At 44.5% G+C, this 25,164-nt stretch carries 27 protein-coding genes; 15 read left to right on the top strand and 12 right to left on the bottom strand.

Going from position 1 to position 25,164, the window contains the following annotated elements; translation table 11 throughout:
- Positions 1-10: 10 nt before the first annotated feature.
- From truA to purF, 6 genes are all read left to right on the top strand, one after another.
- The gene (gene truA, locus R7035_RS11310; RefSeq protein WP_005380566.1) at positions 11-805 is read left to right on the top strand and encodes a tRNA pseudouridine(38-40) synthase TruA; all 795 of its coding nucleotides are present in this window, start codon (positions 11-13) and stop codon (positions 803-805) included.
- 197 nt (positions 806-1,002) lie between these two features.
- Positions 1,003-1,929: an acetyl-CoA carboxylase, carboxyltransferase subunit beta gene (gene accD, locus R7035_RS11315; RefSeq protein WP_005380583.1), complete on the top strand. Its 927-nt coding sequence runs from the start codon at positions 1,003-1,005 to the stop codon at positions 1,927-1,929.
- 46 nt (positions 1,930-1,975) lie between these two features.
- On the top strand, positions 1,976-3,238 hold the full coding sequence (gene folC, locus R7035_RS11320) for a bifunctional tetrahydrofolate synthase/dihydrofolate synthase (RefSeq protein ID WP_005380586.1): 1,263 nt from the start codon (positions 1,976-1,978) through the stop codon (positions 3,236-3,238).
- A gap of 14 nt (positions 3,239-3,252) precedes the next feature.
- Entirely contained in the window at positions 3,253-3,846 is a 594-nt protein-coding gene (locus tag R7035_RS11325) for an SPOR domain-containing protein (protein ID WP_042522511.1), read from the top strand.
- Positions 3,847-3,907: 61 nt separating this feature from the next.
- Positions 3,908-4,399, top strand: coding sequence for a CvpA family protein (locus tag R7035_RS11330; protein ID WP_005380590.1), 492 nt, complete (start codon positions 3,908-3,910; stop codon positions 4,397-4,399).
- Between the two features lie 36 nt (positions 4,400-4,435).
- Complete coding sequence (gene purF, locus R7035_RS11335; protein WP_005380592.1) at positions 4,436-5,950, top strand: amidophosphoribosyltransferase; 1,515 nt, start codon at positions 4,436-4,438, stop codon at positions 5,948-5,950.
- Between the two features lie 66 nt (positions 5,951-6,016).
- Here the strand turns inward: purF and R7035_RS11340 are convergent, their stop codons facing one another.
- A complete protein-coding gene (locus tag R7035_RS11340) occupies positions 6,017-6,892 on the bottom strand; it encodes a LysR family transcriptional regulator (protein ID WP_005384959.1) in 876 nt (291 codons plus the stop codon).
- A 289-nt stretch (positions 6,893-7,181) separates the two neighbouring features.
- Here R7035_RS11340 and R7035_RS11345 point away from each other — a divergent pair, with 289 nt between their 5' ends.
- From R7035_RS11345 to recR, 7 genes are all read left to right on the top strand, one after another.
- Positions 7,182-8,288 (top strand): response regulator, encoded by a 1,107-nt coding sequence (locus R7035_RS11345; protein ID WP_005380606.1) that lies wholly within the window; start codon positions 7,182-7,184, stop codon positions 8,286-8,288.
- Positions 8,289-8,511: 223 nt separating this feature from the next.
- Positions 8,512-8,643 (top strand): hypothetical protein, encoded by a 132-nt coding sequence (locus R7035_RS11350; protein ID WP_005380608.1) that lies wholly within the window; start codon positions 8,512-8,514, stop codon positions 8,641-8,643.
- Positions 8,644-8,676: 33 nt separating this feature from the next.
- Positions 8,677-9,063: a YbaN family protein gene (locus R7035_RS11355; protein WP_373920817.1), complete on the top strand. Its 387-nt coding sequence runs from the start codon at positions 8,677-8,679 to the stop codon at positions 9,061-9,063.
- Positions 9,064-9,225: 162 nt separating this feature from the next.
- Positions 9,226-9,771 (top strand): adenine phosphoribosyltransferase, encoded by a 546-nt coding sequence (gene apt / locus R7035_RS11360; RefSeq protein ID WP_005380615.1) that lies wholly within the window; start codon positions 9,226-9,228, stop codon positions 9,769-9,771.
- 8 nt (positions 9,772-9,779) lie between these two features.
- Entirely contained in the window at positions 9,780-11,885 is a 2,106-nt protein-coding gene (gene dnaX, locus R7035_RS11365) for a DNA polymerase III subunit gamma/tau (RefSeq protein WP_047104392.1), read from the top strand.
- A gap of 82 nt (positions 11,886-11,967) precedes the next feature.
- On the top strand, positions 11,968-12,297 hold the full coding sequence (locus tag R7035_RS11370; protein ID WP_005380618.1) for a YbaB/EbfC family nucleoid-associated protein: 330 nt from the start codon (positions 11,968-11,970) through the stop codon (positions 12,295-12,297).
- A 30-nt stretch (positions 12,298-12,327) separates the two neighbouring features.
- Entirely contained in the window at positions 12,328-12,927 is a 600-nt protein-coding gene (gene recR / locus R7035_RS11375; RefSeq protein ID WP_005380619.1) for a recombination mediator RecR, read from the top strand.
- A 51-nt stretch (positions 12,928-12,978) separates the two neighbouring features.
- On the opposite strand, the gene aqpZ is transcribed toward recR, so the two are convergent.
- The 3 genes from aqpZ to R7035_RS11390 form a co-directional block, all read right to left on the bottom strand.
- Entirely contained in the window at positions 12,979-13,677 is a 699-nt protein-coding gene (gene aqpZ / locus R7035_RS11380; protein WP_136975977.1) for an aquaporin Z, read from the bottom strand.
- 230 nt (positions 13,678-13,907) lie between these two features.
- Positions 13,908-14,156: a YkgJ family cysteine cluster protein gene (locus R7035_RS11385; protein WP_065767476.1), complete on the bottom strand. Its 249-nt coding sequence runs from the start codon at positions 14,154-14,156 to the stop codon at positions 13,908-13,910.
- A 137-nt stretch (positions 14,157-14,293) separates the two neighbouring features.
- The gene (locus tag R7035_RS11390; RefSeq protein ID WP_005380625.1) at positions 14,294-14,542 is read right to left on the bottom strand and encodes a GlsB/YeaQ/YmgE family stress response membrane protein; all 249 of its coding nucleotides are present in this window, start codon (positions 14,540-14,542) and stop codon (positions 14,294-14,296) included.
- Positions 14,543-14,730: 188 nt separating this feature from the next.
- On the opposite strand from R7035_RS11390, the gene R7035_RS11395 reads away from it, so the two are divergent.
- Positions 14,731-15,171, top strand: coding sequence for a YcgN family cysteine cluster protein (locus tag R7035_RS11395; protein ID WP_005384948.1), 441 nt, complete (start codon positions 14,731-14,733; stop codon positions 15,169-15,171).
- A 191-nt stretch (positions 15,172-15,362) separates the two neighbouring features.
- Positions 15,363-17,042, top strand: a complete 1,680-nt coding sequence (locus R7035_RS11400; protein WP_005380681.1) for a mechanosensitive ion channel family protein — start codon at positions 15,363-15,365, stop codon at positions 17,040-17,042.
- Positions 17,043-17,111: 69 nt separating this feature from the next.
- Here the strand turns inward: R7035_RS11400 and R7035_RS11405 are convergent, their stop codons facing one another.
- From R7035_RS11405 to R7035_RS11440, 8 genes are all read right to left on the bottom strand, one after another.
- Complete coding sequence (locus R7035_RS11405) at positions 17,112-17,396, bottom strand: putative quinol monooxygenase (protein WP_005384942.1); 285 nt, start codon at positions 17,394-17,396, stop codon at positions 17,112-17,114.
- A gap of 17 nt (positions 17,397-17,413) precedes the next feature.
- Entirely contained in the window at positions 17,414-17,809 is a 396-nt protein-coding gene (locus R7035_RS11410) for a VOC family protein (RefSeq protein WP_005380685.1), read from the bottom strand.
- Between the two features lie 140 nt (positions 17,810-17,949).
- Positions 17,950-18,249 (bottom strand): ribbon-helix-helix domain-containing protein, encoded by a 300-nt coding sequence (locus R7035_RS11415; RefSeq protein WP_005384938.1) that lies wholly within the window; start codon positions 18,247-18,249, stop codon positions 17,950-17,952.
- Positions 18,250-18,385: 136 nt separating this feature from the next.
- A complete protein-coding gene (locus R7035_RS11420) occupies positions 18,386-19,963 on the bottom strand; it encodes an alkaline phosphatase (protein WP_318146139.1) in 1,578 nt (525 codons plus the stop codon).
- Positions 19,964-20,361: 398 nt separating this feature from the next.
- On the bottom strand, positions 20,362-20,721 hold the full coding sequence (locus R7035_RS11425) for a hypothetical protein (RefSeq protein ID WP_053349598.1): 360 nt from the start codon (positions 20,719-20,721) through the stop codon (positions 20,362-20,364).
- Positions 20,722-20,972: 251 nt separating this feature from the next.
- Complete coding sequence (locus R7035_RS11430) at positions 20,973-21,920, bottom strand: ChaN family lipoprotein (protein ID WP_258481875.1); 948 nt, start codon at positions 21,918-21,920, stop codon at positions 20,973-20,975.
- A 98-nt stretch (positions 21,921-22,018) separates the two neighbouring features.
- On the bottom strand, positions 22,019-22,846 hold the full coding sequence (rlmA, locus tag R7035_RS11435; RefSeq protein ID WP_132936857.1) for a 23S rRNA (guanine(745)-N(1))-methyltransferase: 828 nt from the start codon (positions 22,844-22,846) through the stop codon (positions 22,019-22,021).
- A gap of 96 nt (positions 22,847-22,942) precedes the next feature.
- Entirely contained in the window at positions 22,943-24,979 is a 2,037-nt protein-coding gene (locus tag R7035_RS11440; RefSeq protein ID WP_151515028.1) for a methyl-accepting chemotaxis protein, read from the bottom strand.
- Positions 24,980-25,164: the final 185 nt, after the last annotated feature.

A 25,164-nucleotide genomic window follows, 5' to 3' on the forward strand; every position in this document is an offset into this window, starting at 1 on the left:
GAAGGTTAAGATGAGAATCGCATTAGGTATCGAGTACAACGGTACAAACTACTTTGGTTGGCAGCGCCAAAGAGAAGTGAAAAGTGTCCAAGAAGAGCTAGAGAAAGCATTGTCCGTCGTCGCTAATCACCCAGTTGAAGTTCAGTGTGCTGGTCGGACAGACGCAGGCGTGCATGGCACGGGACAAGTTGTGCACTTTGATACCAACGTTACTCGAAAAATGGTAGCTTGGACCATGGGCGCAAACGCGAACATGCCAAGCGATATAGCGGTTCGTTGGGCTAAGGAAGTTTCAGATGATTTCCATGCAAGATTCTCAGCGACAGCGCGCCGTTATCGTTACATTATTTTCAATCATGCTTTACGTCCAGGCATCTTAAACTCGGGGGTTAGTCACTATCATGGTGAGCTCGACGAGAAAAAAATGCATGAAGCAGGGCAGTTCCTACTCGGCGAAAATGATTTTACGTCGTTTCGCGCGGCGCATTGTCAGTCTCGCAGTCCATTTCGAAACTTGATGCATCTGAACGTTACGCGCCATGGAAACTATGTGGTTATTGATATTAAAGCCAATGCGTTCGTGCATCATATGGTTCGTAATATCACGGGTAGCTTGATAAAAGTTGGACGTGGCGAAGAGAGTCCTGAATGGATCAAGTGGTTATTAGAAGCCAAAGATCGCAAACTAGCGGGTGCGACAGCGAAAGCGGAAGGTCTGTACCTGGTAGATGTAGACTACCCAGAAGAGTTTGGGTTACCTGAAGTGCCGATCGGTCCACTGTTTTTACCAGATAATTTGAACTAATTTTACAAACTTATTTCAAAATATCGGTAGTGTTTACATTGAATGTGAACGGAAAACATACGCTATTTACGATATCAAAAATAGGTACAACCAGTTTTTTATCTACAGTAGCTGCAAGATATGGTTTAATCCGTCGGTATTATGTCGAATTTATATCTTTCGCAATGAAGCGGAAGAGTTGAGAGAAAAGGTCTTCCATGAGTTGGCTTGAAAAGATTTTAGAGAAAAGCAATCTAGTAAGTTCACGCAAAGCTTCTATCCCAGAAGGTGTGTGGACTAAATGTACCTCTTGTGAACAGGTTTTATACCATGCTGAACTAGAGCGTAACTTAGAAGTTTGTCCAAAGTGTAACCATCACATGCGTATGAAAGCGCGTCGTCGTTTGGAAACATTTTTAGATGAAGGTAATCGAGTTGAATTAGGTTCTGAACTTGAGCCACAGGATAAACTGAAATTTAAAGATTCTAAGCGATACAAAGAGCGTATCTCTGCTGCACAAAAAAATAGCGGTGAGAAAGATGCGCTAGTTGTGATGCAGGGTGAATTGCTTGGTCTGCCGCTTGTGGCGTGTGCGTTTGAATTCTCCTTTATGGGTGGTTCAATGGGTTCAGTCGTTGGTGCTCGCTTTGTGAAAGCAGTGGATGCAGCCATTGAAAATAACTGTGCGCTTGTTTGTTTCTCAGCAAGTGGTGGTGCTCGTATGCAAGAGGCTTTAATGTCTCTTATGCAAATGGCAAAAACCAGTGCTGCGCTTGAGCGTTTATCAGAAAAAGGTCTGCCGTTTATTTCTGTTCTAACTGACCCTACAATGGGTGGTGTATCAGCAAGTTTGGCTATGTTGGGTGATATCAACATCGGTGAACCTAAGGCCCTCATTGGCTTTGCTGGTCGTCGTGTAATCGAGCAAACTGTACGTGAAGATCTTCCTGAAGGTTTCCAGCGTAGTGAGTTCCTGCTTGATCACGGTGCTATTGATATGATCGTTGACCGTCGTGAAATGCGTCAGCGTGTGGGTGGTCTTATCGCTAAGATGACTAACCACAAGTCTCCTTTGGTGGTTTCGGTTAACGAATCTCCAAATGAAGAGCCATATTCTGTACCAGAAGCGGACGAAAAAGGGTAAAGTATCAACTAACATAAAAACCAAAGAATTTAATGGTTAAAGTTAGATGACCCAAAACCCAATTCCTCAAGCCACATCTTCATTAGAGATGTGGCTTGATTATTTAGCAAATATTCATTCCTCAGCAATTGATCTAGGCTTAGACCGTGTCCAAGCGGTAGCAAACAAAGCCAATCTTACCAAACCAGCTCCAACCGTAATCACCGTTGCCGGAACCAATGGCAAAGGCTCAACGTGTGCGTTAATGGAAGCCATTTTACTTGATGCTGGCTATTCAGTCGGTGTTTATAGTTCTCCGCACCTGATTCGTTACAACGAGCGTGTACGCATTAATGGCGTTGACGTTGTAGATGCCAAGCACTGTGAAGCATTCGATTATGTAGAAAAGCAGCGTGGTGATGTTAGCCTTAGCCTCTTTGAATTCGGTACGCTTGCTGCGCTACGTATTTTCCAAGTAGAGAAAGTTGACGTTGTCTTACTTGAAGTAGGACTTGGCGGCCGTCTAGACGCCACTAATGTTGTTGACCATGATGTTTCTGTTATTACGAGCTTAGCGATCGATCATGTGGATTGGCTTGGTGATGACATCAATGTTATTGGTTTTGAAAAAGCGGGCATTTACCGTTCAGGGAAGCCAGCAATTTGTGGTCAACCGACGCCACCAGCGACCGTGGCGGCTCATGCTGACGATATTGGTTCTGAGTTCTTCCAAGTAGGTATTCAGTACGATTACCAACTAACTGATAATGGTTGGAAATGGAGCAGTGGGGCATTTGAGTTAGAGGATTTACCAATCCCATCGCTACCATTACAAAATGCAGCCACTGCACTGATGGCACTAGGGGCTTCGGAATTGCAAATCACTGACATAAATATTGTCAATGGCTTGAATAATGCGCGTTTGGCGGGGCGTATGCAAGTACTGCATCACGAACCTGAAATAGTCCTTGATGTCGCTCATAACCCGCACTCTGCTGAGTATTTGGTAGAAAGAGTGAAGCAACAATATCTGGGTAAGAATATCCATATTGTGGTTGCAATGCTGCATGACAAGGACATTAAAGCAACCATTGAAGCGCTAACTCCAGTTGCAACACAATGGTATCCAGCGTCGCTTACTGGACCGAGAGCGGCGACCGCTGATGAATTGTGCCAATACTTACCTGATGGGCAAGTTCATTTTGAAAACCCTGTTGACGCCTTCGAGAGTGCGAGAAGCCACGCAAAGGCAGGAGACGTTATTCTGGTGGTTGGCTCATTCCATACCGTCGGAGAGGTATTGGAACATTGGCAATCAAATAATAAATAAGTAAAGGTATTTTGATGGCAAGTAAATTCCAAAGTCGTTTAGTCGGCACCATCATTCTAGTCGCAGTCGGAGTCATTGTTCTTCCCGATGTGCTAGATGGTAAGAAACTGCACTACAAAGAAGAATTTGCCAGTATTCCTATCAAACCAGAACTTGATAGTGATGTGGAAAACTTCGAAATATTAGAGCCAGTGGAAGACGACATTACGTTACCGGATTCTCCGGTTGAAGCTGTAGTGCAAGAAAGTGAGGATGCTCAAGTAGCCGTTTCTGAGCCCGAGCCAGCGCCAACATCTAAACCTGAGGTCATCAAACAACCAGAGCAAGTTGAGGTCGTCACTCGTCCTGTTCAAGAGAAAAATCAATATGAAGATTCAGCTTGGATCATTCAGTTGATGGCACTTAAGAATCACGAAAATGCTGTCGCGCTTGTCGCGGATTTGCAAAAGCGTGGTTATCAAGCTCACACAAAGAAAGAAAACGAGTTTACGAGAGTGATTGTTGGCCCTGATGTGTCAAAAAGTAAACTTGAACGACAAGTTCAAGAATTACAAAAAATTACAGGTTCAAAAGGTCAATTGCTTAAATTTAAGCCATTAAATCCATAAGAAAACGTTTGCGTCAGCATTTTTTCTGTTAAAATGCGCGCCAACTTAAGATGAAGAAAAGATGAATTGGATAGATTTTATCATTTTAGGTGTGATCGGATTTTCAGCTCTGATCAGTTTAGTTCGCGGTTTTGCTAAAGAAGCTTTGTCTTTGGTGATTTGGTTCGGAGCGTTTTTTATCTCCAGTAATTACTATGCCAAATTGGCGGTGTACTTCACCAACATCGAAGATGATATGTTTCGTAACGGAGCGGCGATTGCGGCGTTATTTGTCGCAACCTTGGTAGTTGGTGCAGTGGTGAATTACGTCATTGGTCAACTGGTACAAAAAACAGGGCTATCAGGTACGGACCGAATTCTCGGGATTGTATTTGGTGGTCTACGCGGAGTCTTAATTGTTTCTGCGGTGCTGTTTTTTATGGATGCGTTTACTGCATTCCCAAGCTCGGATTGGTGGAAAGATTCACAGTTGATCCCTGAGTTCAGCCGTATCATCGCCCCATTCTTCGAGCATTTACAAGCAACATCAAGTTTTCTGTCTGGCACTATCTAGTAGTGCCAGCTACTGTCGCAAATCGAGGATTAGGACATGTGTGGTATTGTTGGAATCGTGGGCACAACGCCTGTAAACCAGTCTATTTATGACGCGTTAACGGTGTTACAGCATCGTGGCCAAGATGCCGCTGGTATTTGTACCATAGAAAGCAATCGTTTTCGTCTACGTAAGGCGAACGGTTTAGTCAAGGATGTATTTGAAGCAAGACACATGCAACGCCTGCAAGGCGAGGTCGGAATTGGTCATGTTCGTTACCCTACAGCAGGCAGTTCAAGTGCTTCAGAAGCTCAACCTTTCTACGTAAACTCTCCTTTCGGTATTACACTTGCCCACAACGGTAACTTGACCAACGCTAACGAAGTTCGTCAGAAGCTGTTTGAAAAAGATCGCCGTCATATCAATACCACTTCAGACTCTGAAGTATTACTAAATGTACTGGCGCACGAAATTGACTCAGTAAAAGGAAATGTCACGACCGAAGACGTATTCCGCGCAGTCACCAATGTTCATCGCACAATTCGCGGCGCTTATGCTGTGACCGCCATGATCATTGGTCATGGTATGATTGCATTTCGTGACCCACACGGTATTCGCCCGCTGTGTTTAGGTAAGCGTGAAGTTAACGGCAGAGCAGAGTACATGGTTGCGTCTGAATCGGTGGCATTGGATGCGGTCGGTTTTGATTTCGTCCGTGATGTTGCACCTGGTGAAGCGATTTACGCAACGTTTGACGGTGAGCTTTACACGAAGCAGTGTGCAGACAATCCTAAGCTGAACCCTTGTATTTTCGAGTTCGTGTACTTTGCTCGTCCAGATTCGTTCATCGATAAAATTTCGGTATACAGCGCTCGCGTTGAAATGGGTAAAAAGCTGGGCGAACGTATTCGTGAAGATTACGCAAACCTTGATATCGATGTTGTCATTCCTATCCCTGAAACGTCTTGCGACATTGCACTGCAAATCGCTCAAGCGATCGATATCCCTTATCGCCAGGGTTTCGTGAAAAACCGTTATGTTGGACGTACGTTTATCATGCCTGGCCAGCAACAACGTAAGAAATCAGTACGTCGCAAGTTGAATGCTATTCGTTCGGAATTCAAAGGTAAGAATGTGTTGCTGGTGGATGACTCTATTGTTCGAGGTACAACGTCAGAGCAGATTATTGAGATGGCTCGTGATTCTGGTGCCAAGAAAGTGTACATGGTCTCAGCGGCTCCTGAAGTTCGTTTCCCGAACGTATACGGCATTGATATGCCAAGTGCTACAGAGCTTATTGCCCATGGCCGTGACAACGATACAATTTGTAAGCAGATTGGTGCCGATGCGCTTATTTATCAACGTCTAGAAGATTTGGTAGAGGCTGTAGGTCTTGGAAACCAAGATATTACTCAGTTCGATACATCCGTGTTTAACGGCGAATACGTAACGGGTGATATTGACCAACAATACCTAGATTTTTTGGATGGTCTTCGTAACGATGATGCGAAAACACAACTTGAAATCCAACAGGATTTAGCAAACCTAGAGCTTCATAACGAAGGCGCATAGGATGCGCTTTCTTAAGTCGTAAAAAAACCAGAGCTTTGGCTCTGGTTTTTTGTTTTCGCTATCTAATTAGTGAATGTTATAAGCGATCACAAAGTCAATAAAGAGGCGAACTTTCTCTGGCAGGTGGTCTTTGTGGTTGTAAAGCATATAAATGTCGCGCGGGTTTGCACTCCAATCTGGCAGTACGCGTACCAAATCGCCGCTCTCGATGTACTCTTTGATCATGACATCTGGCATTAGTGTGATGCCTAAACCTTCGGAACAAGCACTGCGCACCACATTGAGCGCGTTTGCTTGAAAACGACCACGATCAACATTCACCACAGACTCGCCTTTGCTATTAATTAAGGTCCACTTAATAAGCGGGTACCCTTTTAGCAATGAATGGTTAGAGAGCTCTTCTGCATGGTGTGGCGCAGGGTTCGAGGTTAGATAGTCAGGGCTTGCAACGAGAATATCCTTCACCTCGCCAATCTTACGCGCGATGAGGCTAGAGTCGCGTTGCGGTCCCACTCTAAAAATTACATCCCATTCAGTAGGGTCAAGCTTGTCCGCATTATTCTCTGTCGTTAGCTCAATGTTGATGTCCGGGTACTGCTTCATAAAGCTGTTGAACATCGGCATCATCATTCGTTTAGTTAAGTTGTAAGGCGCGGATATCTTAATCTTGCCGGATGCTCCTCGGCAGTCGTCAGTGATTTCCTCTGCTGCGGTTGTTAGCCTTTGTAGTAAAGGAGAGCACTCATGGTAAAAACGTTCCCCTGCTTCAGTGAGCGAGAGTTTGCGAGCATGACGGTTCAATAGTCGAAGATTGACAGAGTCTTCTAGCGCTTGAATGCGTCGGGTGATGGTCGCAACCGGGATCATGGTTTTTCGCGAAGTTGCGGTGTAGCTCCCATTTTCGACAACCAGTCGAAACAGGTTTAAGTCATCTAATTTCATATTTCCAGACACATTAAATTACCGATTACGGTTAATTTATAATTAACTTTGTGATCAAAGCTTGCTTTAAGTCAACATGTTGCATCATTTGAACACAGCAACCCTGTTTGAGTAAATACTGTTATACGCCGTAATATTTGTATTAATGCAGTTTCCGAGCTAAGTTTTATAACAAGGCAAAGCGGCCTCAGGTCTTGCTGTGACACGTTTTGCTGGAAGTAAACACAACAAAAATAATGACTTAATAATAAATCTGTTTTTTTGACTGAGCTTTGTGAGGGATAAAGGTATGTTTAAGACTCACAGTCAAACGGCAATGGTCTCGGCACAGGAAGTGATTAATCAAAAACTAATAATGTTGGTGGACGATGATCCAATATTTCGTAAAGTAACCAATGCCTATTTAGAAAGTCAGGGTTTTAAAGTAGTAGAAGCAGAAAACGGCCTAGAAGCGCTTCAACAACTCAGGGAATGCCAACCCGATCTTATCTTATGTGATTTATCGATGCCGGTCTTAGATGGTATCGAGTTCGTCGAAGAAGTTAGTCTCGAATACCCATATATGCCGCTTATCGTGGTATCAGGCACGGATGAAATGTCCGATGTCGCGAAAGCGTTGCGATTTGGTATTAAAGATTTTCTTCCTAAACCGATAGGTAATTATGAGCACCTATCTCAGGCGATAGAGAATACGCTAGAAGATACCGATAGCCACTTCTCAGAACAACGTGACTTTTCAAGTCAGTGGTTCAGGGTTGATGATGGTGGTGAAATCCCAGATGAACAAGAGCTGTATTGGCATCTGGAATATTTACAACAGAATCCGAGTGCGGCAAGAGATTTACTGCAAGCTCTATTGCCAGAAAAGGATGCTGCTCAGGGAGATTGGCGCTGCTCGTACCGTTTATTGCAATCGACGGATGTGATGCCCTTGGTTTTCGATTATCGTTGGTTAATGAATGGTCAATTTGCGTTTTATCTAGTTGATTCTGCTTCCCAAGCTAATGATGGAGTTGCGACGACATTGCTCGTTAGGGCATTGTTTGACGACTATCTCCGTAACTTGAAAAGTTTCAGTGCTGATCTCAAGGACATGGTAGGGATCATTGAAAAAGGAATTGAGTGTTCGGAGTGTGCGGGTGCAGTCAATGCTGTGTTTGGTGTCGCCGACCTCGCTTCATCCTCGGTCTCTATATTGCCTGCGGGTTTAGATAGCCATTGGTCTGACGGAAATACGAATCAACACATCGCAGCAGGTAACCGTTTAGGGGGAGGAAGTATGAAAAACTTCATCACCCGCGATTTACCGCTTAGTGTTGCAGGACAGTTATCTATCGGGTGTTTAGGTTCTTCAAGTTTTAGTTTAAGTATTACCCGGAAATCCCGACTAGTATAATTATGACTTGCAAACCAATAAGCAGCGTCCTTACGCTGCTTATTATCTTTTTAGAACCACCAAAACAACATACGTTTAGTTTAATAACCTTACTTTTTGCTGGTGTTTAGATTTGGCTGTTTAATGTATAGTCAGCGCTTAAAACAATAATGACCCATTTGTGCAACGATAATTTAACGCTGTGCCTTGGGAGAAGCAAAGTCAACTAGTGAGAAGACACATCATGGCAGACAAAGATTTTAAAGAGCCTTATAATATTTTTTACTTTTTAGGTTTTATTGCAGTTCTTTTGATCCCAACACTTCCTGCAACGCTAACCTGGCTTCGTGTAATGAATGGTTACGCAGGCTTTTAATCTAGCTATTTTGTACCGGAGTTCACCATTCGTATTAAGCGTTACTTTTTCAATACTGTTGGTGGACTCTGTATTGTGCTCGGCATAGCCGGCATAGCCCTTCCACTTTTACCCACCACACCTTTTATTTTGCTTGCTAGCGCATGTTTTATGCGTGGTAGCCCCGCATTTCATCAATGGTTACATAACCACAAAACGTTTGGACCCATTCTCGGCAATTGGCATAAGCATCGGGCTGTTACTTCAAAAGTAAAAAAGCGTGGTGCGATTTTTATTGCGCTTAGTTTCATGGTTTCAATCGTTGTTGTCCCCCTCGTTTGGGTAAAAATTGGTCTTTTAGTGATGCTAATCGTTTTACTCAGCTGGTTTATGCGTCTGCCTGTGATTGAGTTGGTTGCTGACCGAGAAGAAAATCACTAAGATTGTAGAGAATAGTGTGCCCGCTCTTCGAGTGGGCGTTTGTATTTTCAGCGCCTGTGACTTTTACGAAAATAAGCACATAGTGGTGAAAACCTATTGTTCGTTGCCCTCGTGATACTGCGATTAGAGAGGGCGATGAGCCAATCTAAGTAAATCGGTATTATGACTACAGAAACAATTTCACTGATCAAATCTAGCATCAAAAGCATCCAAGACTACCCAAAGCCAGGCATTCTATTTCGTGATGTGACGAGCCTTCTTGAAGACGCGAAAGCATACCAAGCGACGATCAACTTACTTGTTGAACGTTACAAAGATATGGGCTTTACCAAGGTTGTGGGTACGGAAGCTCGTGGCTTTCTATTTGGTGCGCCTTTAGCGCTTGAGCTAGGTGTTGGTTTTGTACCAGTGCGTAAACCAGGCAAGCTACCACGCCCTACTGTTGCTCAATCTTATGAGCTTGAATACGGCGTTGATACACTAGAAATCCATACAGATGCCATCGTTGAAGGCGACAAAGTACTGGTTGTCGACGATTTATTGGCAACGGGCGGTACTATTGAAGCGACGACTAAGCTGATTCGCCAACTGGGTGGTGAAGTTGAGCACGCTGCGTTCGTTATCAACCTACCAGAAATCGGTGGCGATAAACGTTTAGAAGCACTAGGTCTAAACGTGTACAGCATCTGCGATTTTGAAGGACATTAATACATTCAATGAGTTATTTAGCTTTAGCGCGAAAATGGCGTCCTAATCAGTTTGACCAAGTTGTCGGACAAAAACATGTCCTGACGGCGTTGGAAAACGCACTGGCGCAAAACCGTTTACACCATGCTTATCTGTTCAGCGGGACTCGTGGTGTGGGTAAAACGAGTATCGGTAGGCTGTTTGCCAAAGGCTTGAACTGCGAAACCGGCATTACCGCGACACCTTGTGGTAAGTGTGATACTTGTCGTGAAATTGATGAAGGTCGCTTTGTCGATCTTCTTGAAATCGACGCGGCATCACGTACTAAAGTTGAAGACACTCGCGAACTGTTAGACAACGTTCAATACAAACCTGCTCGTGGACGTTTTAAAGTGTACCTCATCGATGAGGTGCACATGCTATCGCGTCACTCTTTCAATGCGTTGTTGAAAACCCTGGAAGAGCCGCCAGAGTATGTGAAGTTCTTACTCGCGACAACCGATCCACAAAAGCTGCCTGTTACTATATTGTCGCGTTGTCTACAGTTCCATCTCAAACCGATCAGCGTTGATGATATTCATCAGCAACTTGACTACATTTTGGGTCAAGAGCAAGTATCGGCAGAACCAAAAGCACTGGGTATGATTTCACATGCTGCAGATGGCAGTATGCGTGATGCTCTTAGCTTGACCGATCAAGCAATTGCTTTAGGTAACGGTGCGGTGCAAACCGATATTGTCAGCCACATGTTGGGGACGATTGATACCGACCAAGCGATTCACTTACTAGAGTCAATCAGTAGCAAGCAACCTCAACAAGCCATGGATAAAATCCAGCAATTAGCAGCAAATGGTGTTGAGTGGGATGGTTTGTTGCAGCAAGTCGCAACACAGCTTCATCGAATTGCGATGTATCAAGCGCTGCCAGCGTCGCTAGACCGAGCGCAGCCAGATGCAGAAAAAATCGAGTTGTTGAGTAAAGCACTAAGTCCGCAAGACGTTCAGCTTTACTACCAAATTGCATTGAAAGGTCGTGAAGATTTGACTCTCTCGCCAAATGGGCGAGTCGGTCTGGAAATGATTGTGCTGCGTATGATGGCGTTCCGCCCATCAAATAACAGTGGGGCAAATGTTGTTTCTAGTAACTGCGAGCCAGCGTCATCTCCGGCTCAAAGTACCAGTCAACCAAAGGCTGCGCCAGCTCAGACAGCCGCGGCTCCTCGAGATCAGCAGCCGAGTCCAGCACAAAGCACACCACAAGTGGCGCCTCAACCTTCATCCAGTTCGCAACCTGAGTATCAAGCGAGTGGATATGAGACGGTTCCACCACAGTATGATATGGCGCCGCCGATGAGCGAAAACCCAGCGCCGCAACATGAAACGCCACCTCAACAAGTGCAAGAGAGCGTTTCAACACCAGCGCGCGGCGGTCTAAGCGGTTTGCGTCACCAATTACGTTCTCAGCGTCAAGGCCTACAACAGAACACTCCTCAAAATGGTGGCTCAAAAAAGCCTAAAGCGGCATCTGCACAACCAGAATCGGTTATCGACCGAGTAGCGCAATTGCATGGCAATTCCGCGCAGGTGTCGCCAAACTCAGCTCCGAAGTCGACGGAGCCACAAGTTGAGGAAGCGTATCGCTGGCGTCCAAGCAAGCCTGTTGAGACAAAAGTAAATACAAAACTGACACCTACGCAGCTCAAGCAGGCACTTGAGCATGAGAAAACGCCTGAAATGGCACAAAAGCTCATCGATGAGTCATTAGAACATAATGAATGGGCGAAGCTAATCAGCTTAATGGAGATCCCTAAGCTGGTAGAGCAACTTGCGCTAAACTCTCATTATAGTAAGGAAGGAACAACCGTTTCGTTACTATTGAGAAGCAGCCAAGCTCATTTGAATACTGATAGAGCTCAAGCCGAATTGCTTAAAGCACTTAATACCGTGTTGGGTGAAGAGTGCCACATGAGCATCGAAATAGGGGAGAGTGGAGAAACACCACTTGAACTGAGAGATAGGCTCTACCAAGAGAAATTACAGCAAGCGCTGAACAGTTTAGAAAACGATCCAAATGTTCAATTTATTGAACGTCGTTTTGCTGCAGAGCTTGATAAAGATAGTGTGCGCCCTATCTAATAATCGAATGGAATGGGGTTGAAAACCCAAAGGTATAACCCCATTAATTGATGCAACACCTCATTAAACCAGAGAGATAAACATGTTTGGTAAAGGCGGTATGGGCAACCTAATGAAGCAAGCCCAGCAAATGCAAGATCGCATGCAAAAGCTTCAAGAAGAAATCGCGAATATGGAAGTAACTGGCGAGTCTGGTGCTGGCCTAGTTAAAGTTACTATCACTGGTAGTCACAGCGTACGTCGTGTTGACATTGATGAAAGTTTGATGGAAGACGACAAAGAAATGCTTGAAGATCTGATCGCTGCGGCGTTCAACGATGCAGCCCGTCGTGTTGAAGAAACTCAAAAAGAGAAAATGGCTTCTGTAACTGGCGGTATGCAACTACCACCAGGTATGAAAATGCCATTCTAATCTGCTGATATTTAATTAAGCGGACTTTTAATGCGTACCAGTCATATGCTGGAGCAATTGATGGAGGCCTTACGTTGTCTACCTGGGGTTGGCCCCAAGTCAGCGCAGCGTATGGCCTTTCATTTGTTACAGCGCGATAGAAAAGGCGGTTTGCAGCTTGCAGATGCGCTTAGTCAGGCAATGACAGAAATAGGTCATTGTACTGAGTGTCGAACCTTCACCGAAGAAGAAGTCTGTCACATTTGTACCAACCCAAAACGCCAAGAAAATGGTCAAATTTGTGTGGTAGAAAGCCCGGCAGACATCGCAGCCGTTGAAGCAACAGGCCAATATTCTGGTCGGTATTTTGTTCTTATGGGGCATTTGTCGCCATTAGATGGTATTGGTCCAAGTGATATTGGATTGGATGTCCTTGATTACCGCTTACGTCGCGGTGATATTACCGAAGTGATTTTGGCGACAAACCCAACAGTTGAAGGTGAAGCCACTGCCCACTACATCGCAGAGCTATGTAAAGAGCACCAAGTTGATGCCAGCCGCATCGCGCATGGTGTGCCTGTCGGTGGGGAGCTAGAGCTTGTTGATGGCACGACGTTGTCACATTCGCTATTAGGTCGACACAGAATTTAATAAAAAGCCGCTGAATTCAGCGGCTTTTTTGATTTTGGGAGTTAGGAACGATTAATCGTTCGATTCTTTACCAAGAAGATTTTTGTAGATAACCGCACCAAGCACGCCACCCACAATAGGAGCAATCCAGAACAGCCATAGCTGAGAAACCGCCCATTCACCCACATATACTGCGACTGCCGTGCTACGAGCAGGGTTTACTGACGTATTGGTGACAGGAATGCTGATCAGGTGAATGAGAGTCAAACACAGGCCAATTGCGATAGGTGCAAAGCCTTGTGGCGCACGTTTGTCTGTTGCACCCATAATGACAATCAGGAACATCATCGTCATGACAACTTCAGTCACAAGTGCAGCGATCATCGAGTATTGGCCTGGAGAGTGTTCACCATAACCATTGGCGGCAAAGCCAGAACCCACAACATCGAATCCTGCTTGTCCAGATGCAATAACGTAAAGCACGCCACCTGCGATAAGCCCGCCGATCACCTGTGAGATGATGTAGGGAGCAACGTCTTTTGTCTCAAAACGACCGCCAGTCCAAAGGCCAACTGTCACTGCAGGGTTCAAGTGACAACCTGAAATATGACCGATAGCAAATGCCATCGTCAGAACGGTTAAACCGAATGCCAAAGAAACGCCCAACAGACCAATACCCACTTCAGGGAAACTCGCAGTCAACACCGCGCTACCACAGCCGCCTAACACTAGCCAGAACGTGCCAAAAGCCTCAGCCAAATACTTATTCATGTTCTTTCCTGATCTTTAATTAAATGACCCGCTGAACATAGTCGAGAATTGTCAATAAATTGTGAGGGAGATCGCGCAAAAACCGCAAATGGAACGCTATGTGGCAAGAGTTCTCAAGGGTGAGATAAAAGGCTGAGGGGGGGGAGTGCTAAATCTTGAGTTTGCTTTGATTACTGCCTCGGAGAGAAACAACCGAGGTACTAACTTTAAACGTGTGGTCTAGAGTCGCATTACGTCAATTGTTCTAATTCAGTGATGTTGTCGAGTGCTTCTTGATTGGTCTTGCCGCATACAATCGGACACGGTTTAAAATCGTGACAGACTTTAGGGCGTTCAGGCTTACCAAATAGCTTGCACAAATTGTCGTCGTTGAGTTGCACACAACGAACACCTGCAGGTTTGCCCTTGGGCATTCCAGGTATTGGTGAAGAGATACTTGGCGCAATACAGCACGCTCCACATCCTAATCGACAATCCATAATGTAAACCTCTTAAAAATTAAGGGGGCAATTATGGTCATTTTGACGTGGATTGGAAGAGTGAAGAAAGAAAAAAATAAAAGGGCGCGCTTAACATTACGCTCCCTTTTTGGTTTTTTGCTTTTAAATCATCGTGATTATTTTAAGAAACGGTTATAAACAAACAACAGAATAAATGCGCCTAGTGTTGCGGTAATGATACTACCAATGTTGACGCCAGTTGCTCCGCCGAAACCGAGAATGCCGCCAAGGAAGCCACCTACAAATGCCCCTGCAATACCAAGTAACATTGTTGCAATCCAACCGCCCCCATCTTTTCCTGGCATGAGCCATTTAGCAAGTGCGCCGGCGATTAAGCCCAAAATAATCCAAGAAATAATACCCATGAAAACTCCTTAATGCCTTCTTGATCAATTGAGTAATGGAAACTTGTTTAAGGATAGAACAGTAAAACGAAAGTAGTTGAATATCTCCACCGTTATGTGGGAAGGATGCAAGATCTTCTCAAAACTTGAACTTTTGCGTTGAGAAGAGTATAAATCGCCCCCTAAATTCCCTTGGTGAGACCTGAAGTATGAGCACTCCATTTTGGCAAAGTAAATCGTTAGAGCAGATGACAGAAGAGGAATGGGAATCTCTCTGTGATGGTTGTGGCAAATGTTGTTTGCATAAGCTTATGGATGAAGATACCGATGAAATCTACTATACCAATGTGGCTTGTAGCTGGCTGAACAGTAAAACGTGTTCATGTAAGGATTACCCAAACCGTTTCACTTCGGGTGAAGAGTGCACCAAGCTGACCCGAGAAGACATCGACGATTTTACTTGGCTGCCACACACGTGCGCTTACCGTCTGTTGGCTGAAAAGCAGCCTTTACCAGAATGGCATCCGCTGATTACAGGCTCTAAGTCCGCAATGCATGCGGCAGGGGAAAGTGTCCGTAACAAAGTCGTTTACGAGATTGATGTGGTGGATTGGGAAGACCATATTTTAAATCATCCCAACCGTCCTTAGTCGAATACAAACAAGCCTTTCATTGATTAAATGAAAGGCTTGTTTGCTATTGGGGCTCCCAACTTTGACGTCTCGCTAACGAAATGCTGCTCAGTTTATTATTTAGTGTTGTAAACTTAGGAGTATGATTTCAACGCTTTACACTTCTATTCCTGATTGTTTTGATCAGGATTGTTTCCTATGAGGTAAACATGACGTTTCATTTCCCCCAGAAACTGCGCCTGACATCTTGGGTGACATTATTCGCACTTGCCGTCATTATGTTCTCCCCAATGGCTGTTCATGCGACTGCCACTGACGATATCCAAGAGCCTTCTGCTGCCGAAATCTCGATTGACAACTTGAACCGAGAGATTGTGGATTTATCCCAAAGCCTCTCGCAAGCGAGTGGCGACGAGCGTGATGCCCTTCAACTGCAACTATTCCAAAAGAATGAAGAATTAAGAAGCCAGTTAGCGTCAGCGATTGAACGTGAAACTATCTCTCGCGACAAGCTGATCTTGCTAGTTAAAAAACAAGAACAATACTCTGAGGATGCGACGAACTATCTATCGGAAAAAATAAAGAAAGTCGTCGAGGATTTAAATAAGGCTAAGGATGAAGAGAAGCTTGCTCTTGTTAATGATTATCGAGAGCTACAGCGTTATCTTGATGTTAGCTTCGATTCGAGCTGGCAAAATCTCGCTTGGTTGAAGGAGCTAGGGGCCCAAAACGAGCGCGCAGAAGCGGAACTAAAAGATAAAATTGATAAACGTATGCGCTTACTGTCTGCTTCAATTGAGTACTTGAGTCAGCAAAGTGAGATCATTGGCTCCCAACTTTCGTCTAGCCCAGAGTCGGAAAAAGCGTCGTTGCAACTTAGTCAGCTCATTACTAAACAAAGGCTAAATATTGCGACAGAAAGCTTACGCAACCTGATTTCAATTGGTGATAAAGTCGGTTTAGAAACGTCTGAATACAAACGCCAAATTTTTGAAGTGACGGGTAATATCACCCATGATTTACTGAATACCAAAGTTGTGTGGTCAATACTGAGTCACTGGTCCAACTCGGCACTGGATTGGTTTGCCGAGAATGCACCGCAGCATATCTTCCAGTTGTTTGTTTTTGCGCTGATTTTATTGATCGCTCGCGGACTGGCTAAGTTAACTCGCAAAGTCGTCCGTAAAGCAGTTGCATCGAAAAACTTAAAACTTTCCCACTTGATGCAGGACTTCTTTATCTCGATGTCCGGCAAATTCGTGTGGGTGATCGGTATCATGGTGGGCTTATCTCAGCTTGGTTTGAACCTAGCGCCAATCCTAACCGGTTTCGGTATTGCTGGTGTGATTATTGGTTTCGCGTTGCAAGACACGTTATCCAACTTCGCGGCGGGTATGATGCTGCTTATTTATCGCCCATTTGATGTTGGTGATTTTGTGTATGCTGGCGGTGTGGATGGCAAGGTAAGCCATATGAGTTTGGTGAACACCACAATCCGTACGTTTGATAACCAAATTATTATTGTGCCTAACAGCAAAATCTGGGGAGATGTTATTAAGAACGTCACGCATGAACGCATTCGCCGCGTGGATATGGTGTTTGGCATTGGCTATGCGGATGACCTCTTAAAAGCGGAGTCAGTATTGTCTGATATCATTACCTCTCACCCTTCGGTACTTCGCACTCCAGAGCCAATGATCAAAGTTCATACATTAAATACGTCTTCTGTAGATTTTATTGTGCGTCCTTGGGTAAAAACGGATGATTACTGGGATGTATACTGGGATGTGACAAAAGAGGTGAAACTACGCTTCGACCGAGAAGGTATTTCGATTCCTTTCCCACAACAAGATGTGCATTTGCATATGGTGGAGAAGCAAGACGCTTAATCACAGGTCCCAACTAGTGAAAGGCACTCTAGATAGAGTGCCTTTTTTGATCTTCGGTTAGCGCTATAGTTACAGTTCGTTAAAGAACACCAGTTTAGGCTCGCATTCTAACAAGTTGTCGATCTGGCTAATCAAAAGAGCAAAGTGTTCTGTTTTACCATGAAGCTCAAATGCTTGTTGGTTTTTAAATTGCTCCTGAAAAACGAAGTGGCATGTATTGTCTTTATCTTGGAACAATTGATAACGAACGCAACCTTCTTCATTGCGAGTAGGTTCAAGCGCTCGGGTAAGTACCTCTTTCAACTCTTGTTCTTTTCCCGGTTGTGCATGAAAGGTAGCCGTCAAGTGAATCATAATGTTTACTCTTTTTGTTATAGGTAACGCCCTTGGCGTTGCAGGAACTCAATTTTGTAACCATCAGGGTCGGTTACAAAAAAGAACGTTGCTAAATGCTTTTGTTGATGGTCAAAGGCTTTGATGTCACCAGTTTCAATGCCGAGAGATTTAATGCGTTTGTGGGCTTGTTCAATGTCCTCCACGCTGACGGCAAGGTGGCCGTAACCTGAGCCGTGAGTGTAGGGCTCACTTTGGTCGTGATTGTGCGTCAGTTCCAATTCAAAGCCAGTTTCTTGGTTGGCTAGATAGGTTAGAGAAAAGCCATCAAAGATGTATTGATCAGCGACTTCTAGTTCAAGTACGTCACAGTAAAATTGTAGAGAGCGGTCCAGATCACTTACTCGGATCATGGTGTGAATCATTTTTGTCATAGGTACTCCTTGATAGTCCGCACAGGTTAGCGATTTCAAAAGGAGTCTGGGTAGTACTCTAGTACGACAAATTAGAAGATGCTCAAGGGTTTATAATACGGATGCATAGCCTAGGATGGTTATTGCTCGGTTGGTTGCTATTAACTGTTAAGTTGCGCAAGTGCTTGACGAGTGGTCTCTTGAGGTTGGCGAGCGTACGTGAGGCAAGCGCATCGAAGTAAGGAGGCAAAGTTGTTCACTTCACCATTGTATTCGAGTGCTTCTTGATAAACAGTGCTTATGAATTTAGGGACCGTCATGTTTTGAGCACTAGCGATTTCCTCAAGAATTGTCCAAAAGCTCGCTTCAAGTTTTACACTGGTCGCGTGACCATCAATACGGATAGAGCGGGTGATGAACTGATAGTTGTCTTGGGGTTGCTTAGCAAAGATTTCGCACATTTTCTTTATTCATATAATTAAAGACCCATAATTATTGTGGTGTACGATTTAAAACGTCAACTGTTTTCATGCATAAAAAAACGCTCCCTTGCGAGAGCGTTGAAACATCACGAGTTGTGAAGTAAGTGCAAGTTGATTATTTAATTTGTTGCTTCAAGTACTCGCCTAGTTGCGAGTGGTGCATGATTTTTGATACCGGAAAGATAGTTTCTGCAGGTCCCCAAGCAAATACGTTGACAGGAGTATGCGTATGAGTACCCGTCCCCCATACTGTGTTTTGCTTTGTTGCATGCTCACGCGCTAGCAAGTTGCCACGGTCGTTGTAAGGAAAGAAAGCATCAAAGTCATTGATTGTCGGTACGTTCTCTTCGCTTAAGTATTTGTGTCCAGCGAGTCGGTATGGATTTGGTTTACTTGCTAATACGCGTTCTGCTTGCTCAGGCGTAATCGAAAAATCGCTATTTGCGTTCACGACTTCCGCAAACTTCTCTGGAGTTTGCTCTTTCTTATCAAGCGCTTGGAATTCACTGATCATGCCGTAGTAACTTTTCTTTTGGTTGTATAAGCCATCGAGGATCTCGAACTGACCAAAGTTGAAGTTTGGCGCGTAATCCTGATTTTTGAATGCTTCGCCGTCGCGTTTTTGTGGTTTAGGCAAGTTTGCTGATGAGTAGCTAAAGCCAAAAGAGCCGGTTTCGTGGTCAGCAGTAACAATGATCAGGGTGTCATCACGGCCTTTTGCCCACTCATAAACTGAGTTTACCGCTTCATCGAATTTAAGCATTTCATGCAGCATCGTACCTGCATCGTTACTGTGGCCAGCCCAGTCAATTTGGCCGCCTTCAACCATCAAGAAAAAACCGTCTTTGTCTTTTGAAAGAATGTCGATTGCTTTGGTGGTCATTTCTTTCAGCGATGGCTGCGTGCGTTTTGGATCGTTTTTGCTTTGACTGTAGGCAATACCATCGTTCATGCCCGAGTAAGCAAAAAGTCCAAGTAATTTGTCACCTTCAGCTTGTGTGAGCATATCGCGGCTGAAAGCAAGGTTGTAACCTTGGTCTTGCGCCTCAGTAAGCAAGTTGCGCTCATCTTTACGTTTCGACTTTAGGTAGACATTACCTTCAGTGAGCTTTTCAAGTTGCTCGTATGTCTCTCCCTTGTCGTTTGTCGACTTTGGAATCCAATGACGAAGTCCCCCAGACATCATCACGTCTACGCCTGTTTCGAGCATATCCGCCGCAATACTGTTTTCTAGGGAGCGATGTGGTTGATGAGCGGCAAATGCTGCTGGCGTTGCGTGGGTCATACGCGTATCAGAGACGAGCCCAGTTGCTTTACCTTTACTTTTGGCTTTTTCCAAAATAGTTTCGACATGGTTGCCTTGGCTATCAATGCCAATGACTTCAGAAGCGGTAGGGATTCCTGTCGCTAGCATCGTAGCTGAGCACGCAGAGTCGACGACAATTGCGTCTTCCGGATTGGTTAGTGATGATCCAATCACACCTTCTTGAGCGAGTTTGTATAACGCTGTGCTTTCGCCTTTGTAAACCGAGTTAGGTGCGTGTTTTGCGTAGGTCTCGAGTAAACCAACTTGTTGAGGACCCATGCCGTCGCCGATCATCAAAATGACGTTTTTGATTTCAGCTGAGAGTGCGTTGAAAGAGAGGGTAGATGCAGCCACTGCCGTAACGATTGGAGATACTAAGCGCTTCATTATATTTTCCTTGTTTATTGAAAGCGCAGGCATTAAAGCAATGATTTATGAAAGTTTTGTGTCGGTAATAAAAGTTTAACCAAATTGTCGTTTTTGTTTGGTTTTGCAGAAAAAATGAGTCGCTCTCTAACGTTCGTTAGTTTGGAAAGAAGTAAGCCCACAAACGTGGGCTTGGATTACGCTTAGGAGTTGAAAGCATGGACTAAAGTTATCCATTCAGTGCCTTCACAAGAAACCTAGTTTAGGGAGCAATAAACGAGCATATATTATCGGGCCACAAGAGCGGTCGAATTCACTTACGTTTGCATCATATCGTTCTTTGGCTTATTAAATTATGGGCTGCAGTAAGTGTTTGGTTCAAATAGGATTTGTTGTCGTGACGATTATCAGACTGGTTATCAGACTAATGCCAGTATGATGCCACCAACGGTAAGTGCCGCAGAAAGGTATTGACCCGCAGAATATGAGCCATCCTCTTCTTTCTCGATTTTATCGGGGTGATCCATGCCAAGCGCACCATGTGTGAAAGATTCGACCTTTTCACCAACAGATTTATCTTCTGCTTCTATTTTTTTGCTGTCGTGCTCGATTTGTTGCAGAGCGGCAAGTAGCGCTTTGCCTTCGGTCGAAAGCGTCACCTTATTGTGTTCGACTTTCAGCGGCGAAGCACTAGTTTCTTCTTGTGCAATACTTGCTTGTTTAGAGGCGACAGGTTGTTTGGCATAGCTATTAACAGAAGTGCTTCCTACTGGATTCATCGAATACTCCTTGGAACATCGACACTCGGTCACTGAGTGCGGGTAAAAAGCAGTTATATTTTTATCGGCGGCAAAGTTTATTTCTGAAGCTATTTGGATAAAAACAGGTCTGCTTTTGCCGCTTCTAGTTTCTATTGGTGATCATTAGCAAAAAATAGACCAGCAGGAAGCAGACCCTTGTCACTCTATGAACTCGAAGCGGTGTGATGATGCAACGCAACGGCAAGGTAGTAACTTAAATTGAAGACCAGCTACTTACATTGAAGATCGTTATTGCGTTTAGTTAGATGTTGATATGCCGCCATGCGGTGAGCATCTTGTACATACCGTACTGGTGGTGCGAGAACCTCTAACTGATAGTCTGTATTATCAGAAAGCACGTTATCTGTTGGGCTAATTACAACCACTTTTAAGCTCGGGTTGCGGCTTAAGATTGATGCTGCCGTACCCAACCCTTGCTCGGTGTGAAACTTGCCTGCAACATGGACAACCTGAGCGCCTGGGTTGTCATCTAGGTAGCTAACGATAGATTCCGCCATAGTTTCATCCCAAGTAACTTGAGCTGCAAACTGTTTTTCCGTCTGCTCTGGCTTACCGTGATGCATGGATGCCATGAACTTTTCTTTGTACGGACTACTACCAGTGTTGATGGCTTGTGCAATGAACATCCGCTGATCATCATCGAGCTTGTTAATGTAATCTAGCCCTTGTCGACCAATGCATCGGACAATGCTCTTTGGTGCATTTGCTGCAATGACCGGGAGATTCTTCTGCTTAGCAAACTCCACGAGAGGGCGATAGTCGCTTTCATAATTGGGCCAAGCGTTGGCTTGTTTCATTAAGTACTGTTCGCCGATCTCCCCACGTAGGTAAGCGTCAACAACAGGTTGTTTGTCGCGGGTAAATTGTTCCATAGATAACGCGAGTGAGCGGTCGTAGGACGTAAGTTGTTTGAGCATATCGGTTTGAAAGCGATGAATGCCGGCGTGTGTGTGCCATTCACCAATAAGAATGACATCTGCTTGTTGCAGCTCAATTGGCAGTTTGCTTAGAGCGATGTGCTCGCCAGAAGGGGTGTATAGTTGGTAGTCGTAAAAACTAGTGACTTCCGCTGAGGTTGCGTGAGAGTTGGTGTGCGTATATGAAGAGCAACCAGTAAGTAAGCCTGCAAAGAGCAAGCTCAAAGTAGAAAAGCGCATTGAAAAGCCTCCAAAAATGTCCGGATGATATTAATGGAGGCTGAGCAATGAATCAATATAAATGATAACTATTTGCGTTTGTTGTTTTTTTTGACTTATTAATTGAGTGTTTTTTTGCGATATACACGCAACATAAAATCAGCCTCACATTGGAAAAGTGTAGCGGATTTCAACTCTTCACGAAGAGCATCGGTTGCTTTCCATGCGAATGGCGTCATTTGCAATAAATCGATTGCGGCTCCGTTTTTCAAGTCCATAACATAGTTAAGATGCTGCTGGTGCTCTAATTCAAACCCTTCAATATGTTCTGGTTCTTCATTGTGAAGACGAACTTCTTGATAAATACGCTCACGCAGTTGGTATAAGTGGCGACTAGCAGGAGTAACCGTGACAACAACGCCGTCGTTTTTTACAACGCGCTGCAGCTCCTCAGCTTTACAAGGGGCATAAATGCGCAAAATGGCATCTAAGGATTCATTTGCGAAGGGAAGTCGGTGACTAGAAGCCACACTAAAATTGCAGTGCGTGTAACGCTTCGCCGCGTAACGAATGGCAACTTTGGAAATGTCTAAGCCATAAATCGTGGCATGGTTCGCTTGTGTTTCTATCGTCTTTTGTACTTGATCTGTGTAGTAACCTTCACCACAACCAATATCTAATAATTGATGGGTGCTCCCCTCAGTGTATGTTGCACACAGCTGCGCCACTTCTTGGCGCATTGGGTTGTAGTAATCTCCTTCAAGGAATCGACGACGAGCTTGCATCATCTCTTTGTTGTCACCAGGATCTTTAGAACGTTTGTGGTGCGCTGGCATCAAGTTAACGTAGCCTTCTTTTGCTAAGTCAAACTGATGATTGTTTTCGCACTTAAACGTTTTTTCATTTAACGCTAGAGTTTGGTGGCATAGAGGGCATTGATAGTTCATGACGATCTCGAACAGAAAGTAGGGCGGCAAATTCTATCAAAAAGCATGGTCTCAAGTGAAACAAAAAGAGCCGACTGGGTCGGCTCTTATTAAGTATTAGTGGAAGAAGTCGACTTGCTCTTTCAAGTTTCGTGCTTGTTGTTGAAGTTCAATGGCACTTTGCGAGGTTTTTGCGCTCGTGTTGCGGCTTTCTCGGTTAAGTTCACTGATAGAATGGGCATTTGCTGCAATTTCTTGTGAAACTTGAGCTTGTTCTTCTGAAGTCGCTGCAATGGCGTCGGCTTGAGAGGCTATCGACTGCACTTGTACTGCGATGGCTTCTAATGCTGTGCCCGCGTCTTGTGCTTTGTCCAAGACCTGGTTTGCACTGCGTTGGCTGTCTGTCATCATATTAACTGCATTATGAGTCGACCCTTTTAGTTTCTCGATAATTTCCACGACATCCTGAACTGAGCTTTGGGTTCGGTGCGCAAGTGTGCGCACTTCATCTGCTACAACTGCGAAGCCACGACCTTGTTCACCTGCTCGTGCTGCTTCAATGGCGGCATTCAAGGCAAGTAAATTGGTTTGCTCAGCAATTTCATCAATCATTTTAGTGACGGTTTGAATACTCTCGCTATCGCGATTTACTTGCTCGATAGCCGTTGCTGATTGATCCAATTGATCGTTAAGTTGAGCAACGTCGATACATACGCCTTCAACAATCGCGAGACCAGACTGGCTATCGGTATTTGCTGAGCGTACGTTTTCCGCAATGCTTTCGACTTGTTGTGCGACAGATTGAGCGGAAGAGGCCATTTCTTCAATCGCTGTCACAACTTGCTCGACTTCTTGTTGTTGTCGGTCGGCTTGGGTCAAATTGCTATGTGCATCGTTGGCAACGCTGGTGGAGTTGCTCTCCACTAAGTCGCTTGTTGAACGGATCTTACCGACAAGTTCATTGAGCTGACTTGCCATACTGGCGACACCCGAGCTCAGGTTCGTAATTTCATTCTTTGATGCTTTACGAGACGCTGGGATGCTCAAGCTGACTTCGCCGCCGGCTAAGCGAGTCATGTATGAGTTTAGAGTCGTGAGAGGTTGTAAGCTGCGATTCAAGAAAAGTGTCAGTACAACAAAAGTAATGATTGCCGCTACCGAAGAAATGATGGCAATGAGTGTGAGAAGCGTGTCGCTACCTTTTGTAACTTCTTTGATAAACGTACCGCCTAGCAGTTTCCAGTTCCAACCTGGAACCTCTGTGTAGACAAGATACTTTTCGCCTACGTTACCTTGGTACTCGAAAGGGTAGCGAATTAATCCACTAGATTGTTCGAAAATCTGGCCAAAAGGCTTGTGACCATTGTAGTCGGCGACTTCTAGTATTGACGAATCTGAGCCGCTTTTTGCTGGATGAAGTAGGTATTTACCAAGATTGTTTTCGTCGTTATCAACGATAATGGTGTAACCAGTGTCGCCCCATTTTATCTCTTCGAGTGCATCGAATAAGGTTTGTGTCGCTTGGTCTACTGGTAAGCCAATAAACGATAGGCCTGCTACCTTTCCTGTCGCATCTTTGATTGGGGCATAGTAGGTAATGTAGCGCTCGCCATACAATTTAATTTGAGCGTAATACGGTTGTCCTGCTTTAAGTTGCTGATAACCAGGATGGTTGATGCCTAGCGTGGTTCCGACCGCTCGCTGACCTTGTGGATCTTTTAGGGAGGTGGACACCCGAATAAAGTCGTCACCCAATGGTGCGAATAGCGTTGCTATAGCGCCGGTATCACGTGTGAAACTGTCGACCAACTTGGTGTCATTAATTAAGCTTTCACTGTATTGAGTGATGTTTGGTACTTCATGTCCCATGAAGTCAACCGTGTAATTTTCGACATAGACACCGGCAAGGTAGCCATTGCGAAAAGTAGATTCGAGGACTTTAGCGGTGTGCAGGTAAGCATCGAATTGGCCAGCAATGGTTTTTGCCATTGATTCTACTTTAGATTGGTGTTCTTTCAGTGTGCTTTCCAATAGAACATCGGAAGCGTTGCGGTAAACAAGCGCTGCAATACTGCTGAAAGCAATGAATAGACACAAAGTGATCACCAGTTTCAACTGGAATCCGACACTTTGATTTCGGTATCTCTCTAACATAGACTAATTCCTGATATTTTTATTATTTATGAGTTTTGTATCGGTATGCTATCGGTTTATATGATCAATTTTTTTGATATTTATTAATGAAACCGTCAAAAGTGACCAGTAACCAATAAGTTAGTAAAGATAGGACCATCTAAGCAGAGCTTTTATTACAAAAAAAGCCGGGTATCCCGGCCTTT

It is taken from the genome of Vibrio sp. 1731 (assembly GCF_033339955.1).
GTDB lineage: Bacteria > Pseudomonadota > Gammaproteobacteria > Enterobacterales > Vibrionaceae > Vibrio > Vibrio alginolyticus.

What these genes read in the sequence shown, in the direction of transcription:
- purF (WP_005380592.1), top strand. Translation starts at nt 4,436, where the DNA reads ATGTGTGGTATTGTTGGAATCGTGGGCACAACGCCTGTAAACCAGTCT.
- R7035_RS11390 (WP_005380625.1), bottom strand. Translation starts at nt 14,542, where the DNA reads ATGGGTATTATTTCTTGGATTATTTTGGGCTTAATCGCCGGCGCACTT.
- R7035_RS11325 (WP_042522511.1), top strand. Translation starts at nt 3,253, where the DNA reads ATGGCAAGTAAATTCCAAAGTCGTTTAGTCGGCACCATCATTCTAGTC.
- aqpZ (WP_136975977.1), bottom strand. Translation starts at nt 13,677, where the DNA reads ATGAATAAGTATTTGGCTGAGGCTTTTGGCACGTTCTGGCTAGTGTTA.
- dnaX (WP_047104392.1), top strand. Translation starts at nt 9,780, where the DNA reads ATGAGTTATTTAGCTTTAGCGCGAAAATGGCGTCCTAATCAGTTTGAC.
- folC (WP_005380586.1), top strand. Translation starts at nt 1,976, where the DNA reads ATGACCCAAAACCCAATTCCTCAAGCCACATCTTCATTAGAGATGTGG.
- apt (WP_005380615.1), top strand. Translation starts at nt 9,226, where the DNA reads ATGACTACAGAAACAATTTCACTGATCAAATCTAGCATCAAAAGCATC.
- R7035_RS11410 (WP_005380685.1), bottom strand. Translation starts at nt 17,809, where the DNA reads ATGACAAAAATGATTCACACCATGATCCGAGTAAGTGATCTGGACCGC.
- R7035_RS11345 (WP_005380606.1), top strand. Translation starts at nt 7,182, where the DNA reads ATGTTTAAGACTCACAGTCAAACGGCAATGGTCTCGGCACAGGAAGTG.
- R7035_RS11440 (WP_151515028.1), bottom strand. Translation starts at nt 24,979, where the DNA reads ATGTTAGAGAGATACCGAAATCAAAGTGTCGGATTCCAGTTGAAACTG.
- R7035_RS11405 (WP_005384942.1), bottom strand. Translation starts at nt 17,396, where the DNA reads ATGATTCACTTGACGGCTACCTTTCATGCACAACCGGGAAAAGAACAA.
- R7035_RS11395 (WP_005384948.1), top strand. Translation starts at nt 14,731, where the DNA reads ATGAGCACTCCATTTTGGCAAAGTAAATCGTTAGAGCAGATGACAGAA.
- accD (WP_005380583.1), top strand. Translation starts at nt 1,003, where the DNA reads ATGAGTTGGCTTGAAAAGATTTTAGAGAAAAGCAATCTAGTAAGTTCA.
- R7035_RS11370 (WP_005380618.1), top strand. Translation starts at nt 11,968, where the DNA reads ATGTTTGGTAAAGGCGGTATGGGCAACCTAATGAAGCAAGCCCAGCAA.
- R7035_RS11385 (WP_065767476.1), bottom strand. Translation starts at nt 14,156, where the DNA reads ATGGATTGTCGATTAGGATGTGGAGCGTGCTGTATTGCGCCAAGTATC.
- rlmA (WP_132936857.1), bottom strand. Translation starts at nt 22,846, where the DNA reads ATGAACTATCAATGCCCTCTATGCCACCAAACTCTAGCGTTAAATGAA.
- R7035_RS11420 (WP_318146139.1), bottom strand. Translation starts at nt 19,963, where the DNA reads ATGAAGCGCTTAGTATCTCCAATCGTTACGGCAGTGGCTGCATCTACC.
- R7035_RS11415 (WP_005384938.1), bottom strand. Translation starts at nt 18,249, where the DNA reads ATGTGCGAAATCTTTGCTAAGCAACCCCAAGACAACTATCAGTTCATC.
- R7035_RS11340 (WP_005384959.1), bottom strand. Translation starts at nt 6,892, where the DNA reads ATGAAATTAGATGACTTAAACCTGTTTCGACTGGTTGTCGAAAATGGG.
- R7035_RS11430 (WP_258481875.1), bottom strand. Translation starts at nt 21,920, where the DNA reads ATGCGCTTTTCTACTTTGAGCTTGCTCTTTGCAGGCTTACTTACTGGT.
- R7035_RS11350 (WP_005380608.1), top strand. Translation starts at nt 8,512, where the DNA reads ATGGCAGACAAAGATTTTAAAGAGCCTTATAATATTTTTTACTTTTTA.
- R7035_RS11425 (WP_053349598.1), bottom strand. Translation starts at nt 20,721, where the DNA reads ATGAATCCAGTAGGAAGCACTTCTGTTAATAGCTATGCCAAACAACCT.
- truA (WP_005380566.1), top strand. Translation starts at nt 11, where the DNA reads ATGAGAATCGCATTAGGTATCGAGTACAACGGTACAAACTACTTTGGT.
- R7035_RS11330 (WP_005380590.1), top strand. Translation starts at nt 3,908, where the DNA reads ATGAATTGGATAGATTTTATCATTTTAGGTGTGATCGGATTTTCAGCT.
- R7035_RS11400 (WP_005380681.1), top strand. Translation starts at nt 15,363, where the DNA reads ATGACGTTTCATTTCCCCCAGAAACTGCGCCTGACATCTTGGGTGACA.
- recR (WP_005380619.1), top strand. Translation starts at nt 12,328, where the DNA reads ATGCGTACCAGTCATATGCTGGAGCAATTGATGGAGGCCTTACGTTGT.